Here is a 15,082-nt window from a genome sequence, read left to right on the forward strand (position 1 = left end):
CCTCGCGTCGTCCGGTGCCACTTCCTCGGCTGCTGACCGTCCGCCGAAAGCCGTGAATGTCGCATTGAGGGACTTCAAGTCCCTCAATGCGACATTCACGGACTTGCGAGGATCAGATGACGGCGCCGTCGTCCTCGGGGGTCTTCGGCGGCAGCCACGAGTTGCCCGGGACGCCCCACTTGTTGGACTTCAGCATCTTCTTCGCGGCGCGCGCGTGCCGCCCGACCAGGCGGTCGAGGTAGATGAAGCCGTCGAGGTGGTCGGTCTCGTGCTGCAGGCAGCGCGCGAAGTAGCCGGTGCCCTCGACCTCGATCGGGTTGCCCTCGACGTCGAAGCCGGTCACCTTCGCCCACTTCGCGCGGCCCGTCGGATACGACTCGCCGGGCGCCGACAGGCAGCCTTCCCAGTCGTCGTCCGGGTCCGGCATGGTCTCCGGGATCTCCGACGTCTCGAGCCGCGGGTTGACGACGACGCCCTTGTGGCGGACGCCCTCGTCGTCCGGGCAGTCGTACACGAACACCCGCAGGCCGAGGCCGATCTGGTTGGCCGCGAGGCCGACGCCCTCGGCGGCGTACATCGTCTCGAACATGTCGTCGACGAGCGTGCGCAGCTTCTCGTCGAACTCGGTGATCTCCCGAGTCGGCTGGTGCAGCACGGGCTCGCCCGCGATCACGATGGGGTGGATGGTCACGGCGAGGCAGTTTAGTCGGACCCTTCTGGTAGACCTGCATCAGACCGTGACGCGCCGACGCGGATGCCCACGTCGGCGGGCGGTTTCGTGGTTGAATGGCGCCCGCGGAAGCGCTAGGTCTGATTCGCCATGACGCCCGATTGAGGGGGACTCGGATGGACGCCGCGGAGTCGATGGCTGAGCCGCAGCCGTCGCCGCCGAAGCCCGTGCCCGGCTTGACCGAACGCGAGATCGAGATTCTCGCCTTCGAGCGTCAGTGGTGGCGGCACGCCGGAGCGAAGGAGAACGCCATCCGCGAACGGTTCTCGTTGTCGGCAACGCGCTACTACCAGCTGCTGAACAAGCTGCTGGAGAAGCCGGAGGCGATCGAGGCCGACCCGATGCTGGTGAAGCGGCTGCGCAAGACGCGCGCCACCCGCCAGCGCAAGCGTGGGGCCCGGCGACTGGGGATCGAGCTGAAATGAGCGTCTTTTCGGGACTGTCCCGGCCGATGAAGGCCGCGGGGGTCGCGCTGATCGGCATCGCCATCGTGGCCGCCGTCATCGGCGGGATCTCCGCGCTGAGCGGGGGCGACGGGGCCAACCAAGCCGGGCCGAGCGGCACGTCGACCCAGCCGGGCACGTCCGGCGGCACGTCCACGCCACCGACCACGTCTTCGCCGTCGAGCCCGCCGCCGTCGACTTCGCCGTCACCCACCCCGCCGGCGCCGACCTCCCCGCCGCCGGGCCAGCCGACGTCGCCCGCCCCCGGCCGGCCGGGCGGTGACCAGCAGGCGTCCAACAAGTGGGTGACGCTGCGGGTGTTCAACAACTCGACGATCAAGGGCCTCGCGGCCCGCGCGGCGGACGACTTCCGCGGCGGCGGCTGGAACGTCATCGACGTCAGCAACTACTCGCAGGGCATCATCCCGGAGACGAAGGCGTACTACCGCCCGGGCACCGACGAGGAAGCCGCGGCCAAGCAGCTCGCGCAGGAGTTCGGCTTCAAGGCCGAGCCCCGCTTCCCGGGGATCGAGAACGCGAGCCCCGGCGTGATCGTCATCGTGACGAACAACTACCAGTCCGGCCACAAGGGCTGACCCAGACCTCACGAGTTCCGGCCTCAATCACGCGAGATCCGGGTCAAATCACGCGAGTTACCCGGCTTGGGTCTTCGCGTAGGCCTCCAGCGCCGCCAGCTGACCCGGGTCGAGACTCGGGCGGACCGTCTTCCGGGCCGCCTCCAGGTGCGCCGCGGTGACTTCGCGGGCCTCCAGGGACTCGCGCATCGCCGTCAGCGCCGCTTCGCGGATCAGCGCCGCGCAGTCGGCCGCCGAGTAACCGTCCAGAGTGGACGCCACCGCGGCCAGGTCGACGTCCGGAGCCAGCGGGGTGTTCTTCGAGCTCGCCCGCAGGATCGCGGCGCGGGCCTCGGCGTCCGGCGGCGGTACGTAGACGCGGCGCTCCAGCCGTCCCGGCCGCAGCAGCGCCGGATCGACCAGCTCCGGCCGGTTCGTCGCGCCCAGGACGACGACTTCGCGCATCGGCTCGACGCCGTCGAGCTCGGTCAGCAGCGCCGCGACCACGCGGTCGGCGACCCCCGAGTCGGACGACTGGCCGCGACGTGGCGCCAGCGCGTCGATCTCGTCCAGGAAGATCAGCGACGGCGCGGCCTCCGCGGCCCGGCGGAACAGCTCGCGCACCGCGCGTTCCGACTCGCCGACCCACTTGTCCATCAGCTCGGCGCCCTTGACCGCGAAGACGTTCAGCGCGCCGGTGCCGGCCAGCGCCCGCACCAGGAACGTCTTGCCGCCACCGGGCGGCCCGTACAACAGCACTCCGCGCGGCGGCTCGACGCCGAGCCGGGCGAACGAGTCCGGGTACCGCAGCGGCCACAGCACGGCTTCGGTGAGGGACTGCTTGACGTCGGCCATGTCGCCGACGTCGTCCAGAGTCAGCCCGCCGGTGGCCAGGTTGTCCGAAGTGGACATCGACACCGGCCGGACGGTGGCCAGCGCGTCCAAGAGGTCCTGCTGCGAGATCCGCGGCTCGTCGTCGTCACGCTGGCGCAGCGCCGCTCGCAGCGCCGCGTCCCGCCGGAGCGCGATCAGGTCCGCCGCCACGAACCCCGGCGTCCGCTCGGCGAGGACGCCGCAGTCGATGCCCGTGTCGAGCGGGACGTCGCGGAGCAGGACGTTCAGCAGTTCCCGCCGGGTCTTCGCGTCCGGCAGCGCCAGGCCGAGTTCGCGGTCGAGCAGGTCGGCGGCCCGCAGCCGCGGATCGGCGGACTCCGCGCGGGCCGTGGTGGCGACGACGGCGAACCGCTCGCGCCGCAGCACCGTCCGCAGCTCCTCCAGCACGACCGTGGCGACCGGCGGCGGCGTAGCCGCGGGCAGCAGCGCGTCGACGTCGGTGAGCAGCAGCACCGAGGGCCCCTCCGCCGCGCGGATCGCCTCGCGCAGGCGCGCCACCGCGACGTTCGGGTCCAGCACCGCGAGGTTCGGCGCGGCCACCGGCACCACGCGGATGTCCGCCTCGTGGGCCACCGACCGCACCAGCGTCGCCTTGCCGACGCCTTCGGGGCCGGACAGCAGCACGCCGAGATGGGCGGGCGCGCCCAGCCGCGCCAGCAGTTCCGGCCGGTGGAACGCCAGGTCGAACCACTCGGCGAGCTTGCGCGCGGCCGCTTCGGCGCCGATCAGGTCGGCCAGCGGCACAACCGGCTCGGCAGCCTCCTCGACCGTCGCGGTCGCTTCGTCTTCGACGATCTCGGCGTCGATCCACTCCTCGGCCGCGGTCACGGCGGAGGTGCGGACGAGCGCGGTCGCCGTCCGGGGCGCGGCGGGCTCGGGCGCCGGCCGCGCGCCGTCGCGCCAGGTGACCACAGTGGACGGTCCGACGGCCACGGGGCCGGCCGGCTCGGTCGCGGTGACGGTGAGCAGCTCGTTCGTCCAGGTCGCGCCGATGGCGCGGGACAGCTGGCCGCGCAGGCCGGCGGGGTCGGACCCCGGCGTCGGCGCGAGGTCCTGCGGCAGCAGCGAAACGGCGTCGCCGACGGTGAGCACCTTGCCGATCAGGGCCAGCCGCAGCATGTGCGGGCTGACCGAGACGCTGGCGAGCCGCGAGCCCGCGACGGTCACCGTCCTGGCCGCCGCGACCTCGGCCGGCGAGACCACGACCTCGGAGCCCTCGGTGACGCCGAGGTTCGACATCGTGACGTCGTCGGTGAGCACCACCCCCGGCACGCCGGTCTCCTCGGCGGGCGCCGCGAGCGCGGCGCTGACCCGGGCGCCGGTGAGGTGCACGGCGTCCCAGGCCCGCAGGCCCAGCGCGTCGAGGACTTCGGGATGCAGCCGGACGACGCCGCGGCGGGTGTCCAGCGCGGACGGCGTGTGCCGGACGGTCAGCGTGATCTGCGGGTGGCTCACGCCGTTCACCCTAGCGAGCCGGGGGCCTCGGAGGAGCCGATGTCCCGCCGATCCCGCGAGATGCCCCCTGGCTCACGCGTGCTGCCCCGCTGATCACGCGTGATCGCCGTACCGGAACAGCGAACTCGCGTGCCTGGACGGACGACTCGCGTACCTGGCGGGTCGGTTCGCGTGATCAGCGGGCGATCTCGCGTGATTGGGCGCGTGTCTCGCGTGATTGGGGGCGTGTTTCGCGTGATTGGGGGCGTGTTTCGCGTGATTGGGGGCGTAACTCGCGTGATTGGCGGGGACTTACTTGCGGCGGAGGCCGATCTGGCGCCAGGAGCGGCGCCGCGGGCCTTGGCCGTTTTCGCCGGAGCCGCGGGGGGTGCGGACGAACTCGCCGTTGCGGGGCAGGCGGACCGCGCGCATCGCCGCGCCCGCCACCCGGCGCCGCAACGGCGGGCGCAGACCCAGGCGGCGCGACGAGCGGGCCCGGCGGATCGCGCGGCGTTCGCGCGGCGGGACCGTCCAGGCCTCCGGGTGCGCGGCCAGCCAGCGGTGCCGGTGGATCGAGTACGGGATGTGCGCCAGGTACAGGATCATCGCGGCGACCAGCGCGACCAGCGGGAACTGGATGATCGCCGCGGCGAGCAGGGCGACGCCGATCAGCAGCGGGGCGATCGCCTTGGCCGGCGCCTTGACCGTCTTCAGCGACAGCGTCGGGATGCGGCTGATCAGCAACGCGGCGATGGCGACCGTCCACCCCCACACGACGTACTGCGACGACCACCAGCCCGTGCCCCACTGCAGCCAGGCCACCAGCGGCAGCATCGCGAGCAGGCCGCCCGCGGGCGCCGGGACGCCGACGAAGAACTCGCTCGCGTACGGCGGCTGTTCGGTGTCGTCCAGCAGCGTGTTGAACCGGGCGAGCCGCAGGATCATGCAGACGGCGAAGATCAGCGACGCCACCCAGCCGATCCGGTCCGCGCCGGTCTGCCACACGTAGATGACCAGCGCCGGCGCGACGCCGAACGAAATGCCGTCGGACAGCGAGTCCAGCTCCGCGCCCATCTTCGACGTCGCGTCGAGCAGGCGGGCGATCCGGCCGTCCAGGCTGTCGAGCACCGCCGCGATGCCGATCGAGGCGATGGCCATCGCGTAGTTCTTGGTCAGCGCGAACTGCACGGCCGACAGGCCCGCGCACAGCGCCAGCACGGTGATGGCGTTCGGCAGCAGCCGGACGCCGGGGGTGGTCACGCGGACCATCGATCAGCCTTCCGAAAGCGACACGGGCGCGGCGGGGAGTTCGGCGATCACCGTCTCGCCGCCGACCGTGCGCTGGCCCTTCGCGACCAGCACCCGCGAACCCGGCGGGAGGTAGAGGTCGACCCGCGAGCCGAAGCGGATGATGCCGTACGTCGCGCCGGCGCCGACCTTGTCGCCCTCGCGGATCTCGCAGAGGATGCGGCGCGCGACGAGCCCGGCGATCTGCACGACGACGAGCTCGTGGCCGTCTTCGGTGCGCATCAACACGGAGTTGCGTTCGTTGTCCTCGCTCGCCTTGTCCAGGTCCGCGGAGAGGAACTTGCCCGGCCGGTAGGCGACCCGCTCGATCACGCCGTTCGCCGGCACGCGCTGGACGTGCACGTCGAACACCGAGAGGAACACGGACACGCGCATCCGCGGCTCGGCGGGCAGGCCGAGCTCGGCGGGCGGGACGGCCTCTTCGATCAGCGACACGAGACCGTCGGCCGAGGCCAGTGCCACGCCGTCACGCGGCGGCGGGACCCGCTTCGGCTCGCGGAAGAACGCGGCCGTCGCCACGGTCGCGAGCGCGCCGACGAGGCCGAGGCGCTTGGAGAACCGGCGCGCGAGCAGTGTCGCGGCGACACCGCCCGCCACGAACGGGCGGCCGGCGGGGTGCATCGGCGGCAGCGTTTCGCGAGCGAGCTGAAGGGCGTGCGCGACGGGGTTGCCGGCGGGCTCCGGCCGGGTGCCGCTCATGGTCGGGTCCCCTGGTTTCGTGTCGGAAGAACGGGTCGGCGCCGGGGTCCGGCGGCCGCGTACGGGCGCCCCCACGCTACCGCTGCCCCAGGTGAGCGTGTCCGTGCGCCCCTGGTCGCACCTCCGCGAGGGTGTCACCACGGCGGGTGAGAATGATCGTTTTCGGTAACGCAAGGTCGATTTCACCGATAACTCTCGGTAGTTGACGCCGTTCGGGGCGCTGCTCGCCGCTCGCCGCCCGACCTGTGAGGGAACCGATGACCGACCGCCACGATCCCGCCAGAGCCCGGCTCGGCGAGCTGCTGGGCGCGTGGCGTCAGGAGATCGACGAGGTTCCCGTGCCACCGCTCGTGGATTTGGCGCACGCGGTCGAGATCGTCAGCGAGGCGTTGAGGCGAAGCCGGGTGCATGCGCCCCCCGACGGCGCATGCACCCGGCCGCGGGATCCGGGTCTGCGAGATGTGCAGAAGGGCACACTTTAGCCGGTTGAGCGGCGTTGATCACGGTTCGTCCGGCAAAAGTTACAAACGGTCACTCGAACGTCGGCCAAGGCTGGTCAAGAGCCGCAGGATCGCCAGCAGCACGACGGCGCCGAGGATGGCCACGCCGAAGCTGGGGAAGTCGAAGTCGAACGTCTTCGCCTGGCCGGTCGCGAGCCGGTAGAGCAGCCCTCCGAGCGCCGCGCCGACCACCCCCACGAGCACGCTGACCAGGCAACCCTGCCGGCGCCGGGCCCGGCCGCCGACGACCAGGTTGGCGGCCCAGCCGACGATCGCGCCGAAGAAGACCCATGCGACGAAACCCATGACGAGAGCTTACGGGAGCGGACGCACAAGAGATATTGCACAAGAACTCTTGTGCAACTACTCTTGTGTGCATGTCCGAGGAGAACATTCGCAACGTCCGCGATTCGAAAGTCCTTGCGGCGATGTCGCACCCGCTACGCCGTCGGCTGCTCGACCTGCTCCGCCTGGACGGCCCCGCCACGGCGTCGATGCTCGCCGAGAAGACCGGTCAGGCGGTGGGCAACGTGAGCCACCACCTCAAGGTGCTGGCAGCCAGCGAATTCATCGAAGAGGCGCCGGAGCTGGCCCGTGACCAGCGCGAACGGTGGTGGCGCCGGATCGTGGACGGATTCCGTTGGGCTGCGTCGGACTTCCCCGACGACCCGATCGCCGAAGCCGCCGAGCAGCTCAGTCTCGAACACCAATCGGCCGTGTACCGAGAATGGCTGACCCGGCGCGATTCCGAGCCGGAGCCTTGGCGCTCGTCGGGAGCGTTCAGCGTGGACCATTGGGCGAAGATGTCCGTCGCCGAGCTTCGCGAGCTGGACGAGCGGATCATCGCGTTGTTCACCGAGTACTCGAACCGGGAGATCCCCGACGATGGTGAGGAGCGGCGTCCCGTCTTCCTCGTCGGCCGGGCATCGGTGGGTCAGCCGTGAAGGGGCTCTGGGGGAACAGGGACTTCCGGCTGCTCTGGACCGGCGAGACCACCAGCATGCTCGGCAGCATGGTCGCGAGCACGGCGTTGCCGCTGGTCGCGGTGGTCACGCTCCAAGCGAGCACCTTCCAGGTCGCGCTGCTGACGGCGGTGGCCTGGCTGCCCTGGCTGGTGATCGGCCTGCCCGCCGGCGCGTGGGTCGACCGGCTGCCGAAGCGCCCGATCATGCTGGCCTGCAACACCGTGTCGATGGCGGTGTTCGGCAGTGTCCCGCTCGCCGCCGTGTTCGGGCTGCTGACCATGCCGTACCTGCTGGCCGCCGCTCTGCTCGGCGGTGTCGCGAAAGTCTTCTTCACCCTCGCCTACCGGGCTTACCTGCCGGTCCTGCTCGGCCGGGACGACCTCCTGGAAGCCAACGCGAAGCTGCAGGGCAGCGAGTCCGCGACGCAGGTCGGCGGGCCGGGCCTGGCCGGGCTGCTGGCGCAGGCGTTCGGCCCGGTCAGCGGCATTCTCGCGGACGCGGTCAGCTTCGGCGTCTCCGTGCTGTGCGTGCGCGCGATCCGGGTCCGCGAGACCGTGGCTCCGGCGGCGCGGACGCCGTTGCGCAGCCAGATCGGCGAGGGCCTGCGGTTCGTCGCCGGCGACCGGTACCTGCGGTCGCTGATGGTGTTCGGCGCGGTTTCGAATCTCGCGCTGACCGGCTACAGCTCCATCCAGATCGTCTTCCTCGCCCGCACGCTCGGCGCCGAACCCGGCCTGGTCGGCCTGGTCCTGGCGCTCGCCGCGTCGGGCGGAGTGCTCGGGGCGGCGCTGGCCGGACGGCTCGGCGCGCGGTTCGGCACCGCCCGCGCGTTCCTGCTGTGCGAGGTGGCCGCGGCGCCGATGATGCTGCTCGGCCCCCTGAGCGGACCGGGTTGGGGGCTCGTGCCGTTCGTGCTCGGCGTGTTCGGCGTCTGCGCGGGTGTCGTCGCCTCGAACGTGCTGACCGCGACGTTCCGGCAGCGGTACTGCCCGCCGGAGCTGTTCGCCCGGATCACCTCGAGCGCCTCGCTCACCTCCTACGGCGCGATCCCCTTGGCCGGGGTCCTCGGCGGCGTGCTCGGCGAGGCGATCGGCGTCCGCGAGACGCTGTGGGTGGCGTCCGGCGTGCTGATCGCCGCGCTGCCGATCCTCGCGCCGTACCGGAAGCTGCGCGACTTCCCGGTCACAGCAGCAGGACGTCCACCTCGTCGCCAACCGCAGCCGACGTGACGTCCTCCGGCAACACGATCAGGCAGTTGGCCTGGGTGAACGCCGCGAGCAGATGCGAGCCGGGGCCGCCGCGCGGCCCGACGATCCCGGTGACCTCCCGGTCGGACGGCGTGAACACGCCCCGGCGGTACTGGCGGCGCCCGGGCGGCGAGGACATCGACTCGGTCAGGCGGGCCCGCATCCGGCGGCGCGAGACGTCGGTGTGGCCCAGCGCCGTCAGCAGCGCCGGGCGCAGGAACGCCTCGAACGACACCAGGACGCTGACCGGGTTGCCCGGCAGCGTCACCACCGGGACGCCCTGCCAGCGCCCGCAGCCCTGCGGCCCGCCGGGCTGCATCGCGACCTTCTCGAACTCGACGCCCTGGCCGGTCAGCGCGTCCTTCACCACTTCGTACGCGCCCGCGCTGACCCCGCCGGAGGTGACCAGCAGGTCGGCGTCGGCCAGCTTCGGCTCGATGACCTTGCGGAACTCCTCGACGTCGTCGACGACGCTGCGGACGACGTCGACCTCGCAGCCGAGGCCGCGGATCGCCGCCGCGAGCATCACGCTGTTGGACTCGTAGATCTGGCCGTGCCGCAGCGGCGCGGGCGCGTCGATCAGCTCGGTGCCGGTCGAGGCCACCAGCACCCGCAGCGGCCGGTGCACCCGCACCTCGGCGAGCCCGACGGCGGCCGCCAGGCCCAGCTGCGAGTGGCCGAGCACGGTCCCGGCGTGCAGCGCGACGCTGCCGGCCAGGACGTCTTCGCCGGTGCGCCGGATGTGGGCGCCTTCACGCGCCACCGCGGAGATCGTCACCGTCGACGTGCCGCCGTCGGTGTCCTCGACCATCACGACGGCGTCCGCGCCGGGCGGCAGCGGCGCGCCGGTCATGATCCGGTGCGCGGTGCCCGGCTCGAGCGGCCGGACGTCGACCCGGCCCGCCGGGATGTCGTCGGCCACCGGCAGGGTCACCGGCGCCGCCGCGACGTCCGCCGCGCGGACCGCGTAACCGTCCATCGCGGAGTTGTCGAAGGGCGGCAGGGAGACGCCGGCCCGGACGTCCTCGGCCAGGACGAGGCCGGCCGCGGCGGAGAGGGGCAGGGCGGTCGCGGGAGAGGTGCCCAGTAGCGCGGCAACCCGGTCGCGGTAGTCGTCGACGGAGATCACCGGACCATCCTCCCCGTCGTGGGCGCTCGTGCAAGACTTTGCGTCGTTCGAGAGCCGCCACAGGGGAGCACGCATGCAGGTCGGAGTCCGTCAACAGCCCTCGTTCGCCGTCGCCCGGCTGATGCTGGCACCCGGCGAGCCGTGCCAGGTCGAGTCCGGCGCGATGATGGCGACCAGCTACGGCGTGCAGGTCCAGTCGCAGGCGCAGGGCGGCATCATGAAGGGCCTCGGCCGCGCGTTCCTCTCCGGCGAGTCCTTCTTCATCTCCACCTTCACCGCGCCGCCGAACGGCGGCTGGGTCGACGTCGCCGCGAACCTGCCCGGCGACATCCAGGTGATCACCCTCGACGGCCGCACCGGCTGGGCCGTCACCCGCGGCTGCTGGCTCGCGTCGTCGCACGGCGTGCAGACCGAGACCAAGTGGGGCGGGATGAAGAACCTGATGGGCGGCGAAGGCGGGTTCCTGACCCACGCCACCGGCCAGGGCCAGCTGCTCGTCAGCTGCTACGGCGCGGTCGAGACCATCACCCTGCAGCAGGGCGAAATGGTGACCATCGACACCGGGCACGTCGTCGCGTACGCCGACACCGTGCAGTACCAGATCCGGAAGGTCGCGCAGGGCATGATCCAGTCCATGAAGAGCGGCGAAGGCCTCGTGTTCGACTTCGCCGGCCCCGGCCAGATCATGACGCAGACGCGCAACCCGTCCGCGCTGATCAGCTGGATCGTCTCCCACGTCCCGTCCCGCTGATGCGCGTCCAGACCCGCCACACGCCCGGCTTCGGCGTCGCCCGCGTCCTGCTCGATCCGGGCGAGGCCGTGCAGGCGGCGCCCGAAACCCTGCTCGCCAGCCGGTTCGGGGTCACCGAGACGGCGGCGGGCCGCGGCGGCGTCCGCGCGGGCAAGACCACGACGGCCGTCTACACCGCGCCGTCGGACGGCGGCTGGATCGACTTCGCGCCGCTGCGGCCCGGCGACGTCTACTCCCTGGAGCTCGGCGGCGGCACGGGCTGGTCGGTGCACCGCGACGCGGTGCTGGTGCGGCCGTCGTCCGTCCGGCACGACGCCGGCTGGGTGCCGCTGCAGCAGCTCTTCGGCGCCGACTCGGGGTTTCTCGAGCACTACAGCGGAACCGGGCCGCTCGTGCTGGCCGCGCCGGGCCCGGTGGACGCCTTCGAACTCGGCAAGGGCGAGCTGGTCACCGTCCGGCCGGACTACCTGCTGGCCTACCCGGACACCGTCCAGTGCCGGCTGCGCGCCCTCGACCCGGGCGGCCCTCAGTCGGTGCGTACGGGCGAAGGGCTCGCGGTCGACTTCGCGGGTCCCGGGACGGTGCTCGTGCAGGCGCGTAACCGACGGCTTTCCGGCGCGTGATCTTCAGACGAATTGCCCATTGCCGAGGGGAATAATTCCGGTAGCGTGATTGACACTCGCACCGCTGGCATCCGCTCGGGCCAGCGGATCCTTTGTGCTGAGGGAGGGCGCCGTGGCTGTCGGCACCGTCAAATGGTTCAACTCGGAAAAAGGCTACGGGTTCATCGAATCCACCGAAGGTCCGGACGTGTTTGTGCACTATTCCGCCATTCAGGCGGACGGATTCCGCACTCTGGACGAAGGCGACCGCGTCGAGTTCGAGGTGCAGTCGGGCCGGGACGGCCGTAGCCAGGCAGCCGAGGTGCGGAAGGTTTCGTAACCGCGGCCCACTCGATGGGCGACCCCCGGCAGCCGCCGAACCAGGGACGTTAGGCTGCCGGGCGTGACAGGCGATGTGTCGGGGGACCTCACCGGTCGCCGGCTGGGCAACTACCGCATCGACGGTGTGCTCGGCAAGGGCGGCATGAGTGTGACCTACAAGGCCACGGACGTGCGGCTCGGCCGCAAGGTGGCCCTGAAGGTCATCGGTGACCACCTCGGGACCGACGCCGAGTTCCGCGAGCGGTTCGTCGACGAAGCGCGTAACACGTCGGCGATCGACCACGCCAATGTCGTGCCGCTGTACGATTTCGGCGAGCTCGACGGCATGCTCTACATCGCCATGCGCATGGTCGACGGCGGCGATCTCGCCGGGCTGATCTCGGGCGGTGCCATTGGGCCCGCGCGCGCCCTGACCATGCTCGACCAGGTCGCGGACGCCCTCGACACCCTGCACAGCCGTGGTCTGGTCCACCTCGACGTCAAGCCGGCGAACGTGCTCGTGACGAAGAAGGAGACCTCGCGCGAGCACGTGTACGTCGCCGACTTCGGGCTGACCCGGCGCGGCGCGACCGGGCACCGCACCCGCGGCGGCGACTTCCTCGGCTCGCCGACGTACGCGGCGCCCGAGCACCTGCGCGGCGAGCCGCTGGACGGGCGCACCGACCAGTACGCGCTGACGTGCGTCCTCTACGCCTGCCTCACCGGCAGCCCGCCGTTCAAGGGCGACGTGCCGACGGTGATCAAGGGCCACCTCAACGGCGAACCGCCGGCGATCTCCCGTGCGGTCGCGCTGCCGCCGTCGATCGACGAGGTCATCCGCAAGGGCATGGCCAAGAACCCGGCGGACCGCTACCCCAGCTGCGTCGAGATGGTCGCGGCCGCGCGCCGCGCGCTCGGCCCCCTGGCCGCGTCGGACACCCCTCCGGGTCCACCTGGGTCCAATTCGGGTGGAGTTCCGGCGCCGCAGCGCCAGGGTCAGGTACAACAGGGGCCGCACCAGAACAGCGCACCGCAGGGAGAGGGGGCCCCCGTGCATCCGTACGGAGGACAGCAGCAGCCCGGCTACGGCCAGGGCCCCGGCCCGCAGGGTCCGCAAGGTCCCCAGGGCCCACCGCAGGGCCCGCCGCCCGGCTACGGCTACCCCCAGCAGGGCATGCCGCCGCAAGGACCGCCCCCGGGCTACGGCTACCCGCAGCAGCAGGGCATGCCGCCGCAGGGCCCGCCGCCCGGCTACGGCCAGCCCGGCGACCCGATGCGGCTGCGCCCGCCGCTGCCCGCGGGCGGAGCGGGCGCGTTCCACCAGCCGAAGAGCGGCGGTGGCAAGAAGTGGGTCTTCCTCGTCCTCGGCCTCGTGGTCCTGGCGGGCCTGATCGTGGGCGCGATCTTCCTCTTCGGCAGCGACAGCGGCAGTGGCGGCGGTGGGCAGACCCCGGCGCCGAACATCCCGGTCGGCCCGGGCGGCTCCCAGAGCAACGCGCCTTCGTCGCTCAACGCGCCTCCGCCGTCGATCAGCATCAAGCCGGGCAACTGATCGTGCGGCGCTGAGCAGGTCTTCTTGCACTCTCCCCCCGAGAGTGCTAAACACGGACTTGGCACTCGACGCCGTCGAGTGCCAAAGGTCGGGACGGTGAGGCTGACCCCACCCGGGTCCAGTCGTCCGTCGCGGGCACCGAGCCTGGCCGAGGAAAGAGTCCTGCTGCCGCCGCTGTACGCATACCCAAAGACGCAGCGCGGCGGTGGCGCCCAATACCGGAGGACCACACCGCAATGGCCAAACTGATCGCGTTCGACGAGGACGCCCGCCGCGGTCTCGAGCGTGGCTTGAACATCCTCGCCGAAGCCGTCAAGGTGACCCTCGGCCCGCGGGGCCGGAACGTCGTGCTCGAAAAGAAGTGGGGCGCGCCGACCATCACCAACGACGGCGTCTCCATCGCCAAGGAGATCGAGCTCGAGGACCCCTGGGAGAAGATCGGGGCCGAGCTCGTCAAGGAAGTTGCGAAGAAGACCGACGACGTCGCGGGTGACGGCACCACCACCGCCACCGTGCTCGCCCAGGCCCTGGTCAAGGAAGGCCTGCGCAACGTCGCGGCCGGAGCCGACCCGATCAGCCTGAAGCGCGGCATCGAGGCGGCCGTCGAGGCCATCACCGAGCAGCTGCACAAGATGGCCGTCCAGATCGAGACCAAGGAGCAGATCGCTGCTACCGCCTCGATCTCGGCCGCTGACCGCACCATCGGCGAGCTGATCGCCGAGGCGCTGGACAAGGTCGGCAAGGAAGGCGTCGTCACCGTCGAGGAGAGCAACACCTTCGGTCTCGAGCTCGAGCTCACCGAGGGCATGCGCTTCGACAAGGGCTACATCTCGGGCTACTTCGTCACCGACCCGGAGCGTCAGGAAGCCGAGCTGGAGGACCCCTACATCCTCCTCTTCGGCTCGAAGATCTCCACCGTCAAGGACGTGCTGCCGCTGCTGGAGAAGGTCATCCAGTCCGGCAAGCCGCTGCTGATCATCGCCGAGGACGTCGAGGGCGAGGCTCTGGCCACCCTGATCGTCAACAAGATGCGCGGCACCTTCAAGTCCGTCGCCGTCAAGGCGCCGGGCTTCGGTGACCGCCGCAAGGCGATCCTGCAGGACATCGCGATCCTGACCGGTGGCCAGGTCATCTCCGAGGACGTCGGCCTCAAGCTGGAGAACGCGGACCTGTCCCTGCTGGGCAAGGCCCGCAAGGCCGTCATCACCAAGGACGAGACGACCATCGTCGAGGGTGCCGGCGACGCCGACCAGATCCAGGGTCGCGTCAACCAGATCCGCGCCGAGATCGAGAACTCCGACTCGGACTACGACCGCGAGAAGCTGCAGGAGCGGCTCGCGAAGCTGGCCGGCGGCGTGGCCGTCATCAAGGCCGGCGCCGCGACCGAGGTCGAGCTCAAGGAGCGCAAGCACCGCATCGAGGACGCGGTGCGCAACGCGAAGGCCGCCGTGGAAGAGGGCATCGTCGCCGGTGGTGGCGTGGCCCTGATCCAGGCCGCCGAGGCCGCGTTCGCGGGCCTGAAGCTCGAGGGCGACGAGGCCACTGGCGCCAACATCGTCAAGGTGGCCGTCGAGGCCCCGCTCAAGCAGATCGCGATCAACGCCGGCCTCGAGGGCGGCGTCGTGGTGGAGAAGGTCAAGGGCCTGCCCCAGGGTCACGGCCTCAACGCCGCCACGGGTGTCTACGAGGACCTGCTCGCCGCCGGCGTGCCGGACCCGACGAAGGTCACCCGCTCCGCGCTGCAGAACGCCGCGTCCATCGCGGCGCTGTTCCTGACCACCGAGGCCGTCGTGGCGGACAAGCCGGAGAAGGCTTCGGCCGCTCCCGCCGACCCGTCCGGTGGCATGGGTGGCATGGACTTCTGAGTCCGGTCGCTTTACCCGGGAAAGCCCGGTCCGCTTCGGCGGGCCGGGCTTTTCTTTGTGGGCGTTG

Annotated in this window: 16 protein-coding genes; 10 read left to right on the forward strand and 6 right to left on the reverse strand. The window is 71.5% G+C overall.

Features of this window, described 5'->3' with window-relative positions:
• Positions 1–112 precede the first annotated feature (112 nt).
• A complete protein-coding gene (locus AB0M82_RS28835) occupies positions 113–691 on the reverse strand; it encodes a peptide deformylase (RefSeq protein WP_364728187.1) in 579 nt (192 codons plus the stop codon).
• A gap of 155 nt (positions 692–846) precedes the next feature.
• Between AB0M82_RS28835 and AB0M82_RS28840 the strand changes: the two genes are divergently transcribed.
• Both AB0M82_RS28840 and AB0M82_RS28845 read left to right on the forward strand, forming a co-directional pair.
• A complete protein-coding gene (locus tag AB0M82_RS28840) occupies positions 847–1,155 on the forward strand; it encodes a DUF3263 domain-containing protein (protein WP_364728190.1) in 309 nt (102 codons plus the stop codon).
• Positions 1,152–1,769 (forward strand): LytR C-terminal domain-containing protein, encoded by a 618-nt coding sequence (locus AB0M82_RS28845; protein WP_364728193.1) that lies wholly within the window; start codon positions 1,152–1,154, stop codon positions 1,767–1,769. Before AB0M82_RS28840 ends, AB0M82_RS28845 begins: the two co-directional genes overlap by 4 nt.
• Positions 1,770–1,826: 57 nt before the next feature.
• Here AB0M82_RS28845 and AB0M82_RS28850 read toward each other — a convergent pair whose 3' ends face one another.
• The 3 genes from AB0M82_RS28850 to AB0M82_RS28860 form a co-directional block, all read right to left on the reverse strand.
• A complete protein-coding gene (locus AB0M82_RS28850) occupies positions 1,827–4,097 on the reverse strand; it encodes an AAA family ATPase (RefSeq protein ID WP_364728196.1) in 2,271 nt (756 codons plus the stop codon).
• 291 nt (positions 4,098–4,388) lie between these two features.
• Positions 4,389–5,345: a CDP-diacylglycerol--serine O-phosphatidyltransferase gene (gene pssA / locus AB0M82_RS28855; RefSeq protein ID WP_364728199.1), complete on the reverse strand. Its 957-nt coding sequence runs from the start codon at positions 5,343–5,345 to the stop codon at positions 4,389–4,391.
• 3 nt (positions 5,346–5,348) lie between these two features.
• Positions 5,349–6,083: a phosphatidylserine decarboxylase gene (locus AB0M82_RS28860; protein WP_364728201.1), complete on the reverse strand. Its 735-nt coding sequence runs from the start codon at positions 6,081–6,083 to the stop codon at positions 5,349–5,351.
• A gap of 257 nt (positions 6,084–6,340) precedes the next feature.
• Here AB0M82_RS28860 and AB0M82_RS28865 point away from each other — a divergent pair, with 257 nt between their 5' ends.
• Entirely contained in the window at positions 6,341–6,565 is a 225-nt protein-coding gene (locus AB0M82_RS28865) for a hypothetical protein (RefSeq protein ID WP_364728203.1), read from the forward strand.
• A gap of 39 nt (positions 6,566–6,604) precedes the next feature.
• Here AB0M82_RS28865 and AB0M82_RS28870 read toward each other — a convergent pair whose 3' ends face one another.
• On the reverse strand, positions 6,605–6,889 hold the full coding sequence (locus AB0M82_RS28870) for a GlsB/YeaQ/YmgE family stress response membrane protein (RefSeq protein ID WP_364728206.1): 285 nt from the start codon (positions 6,887–6,889) through the stop codon (positions 6,605–6,607).
• A gap of 71 nt (positions 6,890–6,960) precedes the next feature.
• On the opposite strand from AB0M82_RS28870, the gene AB0M82_RS28875 reads away from it, so the two are divergent.
• Both AB0M82_RS28875 and AB0M82_RS28880 read left to right on the forward strand, forming a co-directional pair.
• Entirely contained in the window at positions 6,961–7,527 is a 567-nt protein-coding gene (locus tag AB0M82_RS28875; protein ID WP_364728208.1) for a helix-turn-helix domain-containing protein, read from the forward strand.
• Positions 7,524–8,777 carry an MFS transporter gene (locus tag AB0M82_RS28880; protein ID WP_364728211.1) on the forward strand — a complete coding sequence of 418 codons (1,254 nt, stop codon included), beginning with the start codon at positions 7,524–7,526 and terminating at the stop codon, positions 8,775–8,777. Before AB0M82_RS28875 ends, AB0M82_RS28880 begins: the two co-directional genes overlap by 4 nt.
• On the opposite strand, the gene glp is transcribed toward AB0M82_RS28880, so the two are convergent.
• On the reverse strand, positions 8,731–9,924 hold the full coding sequence (glp, locus tag AB0M82_RS28885) for a gephyrin-like molybdotransferase Glp (RefSeq protein WP_364728214.1): 1,194 nt from the start codon (positions 9,922–9,924) through the stop codon (positions 8,731–8,733). The two genes, AB0M82_RS28880 and glp, sit on opposite strands and share 47 nt — an antisense overlap.
• A gap of 73 nt (positions 9,925–9,997) precedes the next feature.
• Between glp and AB0M82_RS28890 the strand changes: the two genes are divergently transcribed.
• The 5 genes from AB0M82_RS28890 to groL all read left to right on the forward strand — a co-directional run bounded on the left by AB0M82_RS28890 (position 9,998) and on the right by groL (position 15,015).
• Positions 9,998–10,675: a TIGR00266 family protein gene (locus AB0M82_RS28890; RefSeq protein ID WP_364728216.1), complete on the forward strand. Its 678-nt coding sequence runs from the start codon at positions 9,998–10,000 to the stop codon at positions 10,673–10,675.
• Positions 10,675–11,298 carry an AIM24 family protein gene (locus AB0M82_RS28895; protein ID WP_364728219.1) on the forward strand — a complete coding sequence of 208 codons (624 nt, stop codon included), beginning with the start codon at positions 10,675–10,677 and terminating at the stop codon, positions 11,296–11,298. The genes AB0M82_RS28890 and AB0M82_RS28895 overlap by 1 nt, the downstream gene beginning before the upstream one ends.
• A 112-nt stretch (positions 11,299–11,410) precedes the next feature.
• Positions 11,411–11,617, forward strand: a complete 207-nt coding sequence (locus tag AB0M82_RS28900; RefSeq protein WP_284749612.1) for a cold-shock protein — start codon at positions 11,411–11,413, stop codon at positions 11,615–11,617.
• Positions 11,618–11,680: 63 nt separating this feature from the next.
• On the forward strand, positions 11,681–13,150 hold the full coding sequence (locus AB0M82_RS28905; RefSeq protein ID WP_364728222.1) for a serine/threonine-protein kinase: 1,470 nt from the start codon (positions 11,681–11,683) through the stop codon (positions 13,148–13,150).
• A 236-nt stretch (positions 13,151–13,386) separates the two neighbouring features.
• Positions 13,387–15,015: a chaperonin GroEL gene (groL, locus tag AB0M82_RS28910; protein ID WP_020641728.1), complete on the forward strand. Its 1,629-nt coding sequence runs from the start codon at positions 13,387–13,389 to the stop codon at positions 15,013–15,015.
• Positions 15,016–15,082 lie beyond the last annotated feature (67 nt).

The sequence above is a fragment of the Amycolatopsis sp. NPDC051128 genome (assembly GCF_040682715.1).
Classification (GTDB): Bacteria; Actinomycetota; Actinomycetes; order Mycobacteriales; family Pseudonocardiaceae; genus Amycolatopsis.

Excerpts from the sequence above, each read along its gene's own strand:
- AB0M82_RS28840 (WP_364728190.1), top strand. The coding sequence starts at position 847 with ATGGACGCCGCGGAGTCGATGGCTGAGCCGCAGCCGTCGCCGCCGAAG.
- AB0M82_RS28845 (WP_364728193.1), top strand. The coding sequence starts at position 1,152 with ATGAGCGTCTTTTCGGGACTGTCCCGGCCGATGAAGGCCGCGGGGGTC.
- pssA (WP_364728199.1), bottom strand. The coding sequence starts at position 5,345 with ATGGTCCGCGTGACCACCCCCGGCGTCCGGCTGCTGCCGAACGCCATC.
- AB0M82_RS28860 (WP_364728201.1), bottom strand. The coding sequence starts at position 6,083 with ATGAGCGGCACCCGGCCGGAGCCCGCCGGCAACCCCGTCGCGCACGCC.
- AB0M82_RS28865 (WP_364728203.1), top strand. The coding sequence starts at position 6,341 with ATGACCGACCGCCACGATCCCGCCAGAGCCCGGCTCGGCGAGCTGCTG.
- AB0M82_RS28870 (WP_364728206.1), bottom strand. The coding sequence starts at position 6,889 with ATGGGTTTCGTCGCATGGGTCTTCTTCGGCGCGATCGTCGGCTGGGCC.
- AB0M82_RS28875 (WP_364728208.1), top strand. The coding sequence starts at position 6,961 with ATGTCCGAGGAGAACATTCGCAACGTCCGCGATTCGAAAGTCCTTGCG.
- AB0M82_RS28890 (WP_364728216.1), top strand. The coding sequence starts at position 9,998 with ATGCAGGTCGGAGTCCGTCAACAGCCCTCGTTCGCCGTCGCCCGGCTG.
- AB0M82_RS28895 (WP_364728219.1), top strand. The coding sequence starts at position 10,675 with ATGCGCGTCCAGACCCGCCACACGCCCGGCTTCGGCGTCGCCCGCGTC.
- groL (WP_020641728.1), top strand. The coding sequence starts at position 13,387 with ATGGCCAAACTGATCGCGTTCGACGAGGACGCCCGCCGCGGTCTCGAG.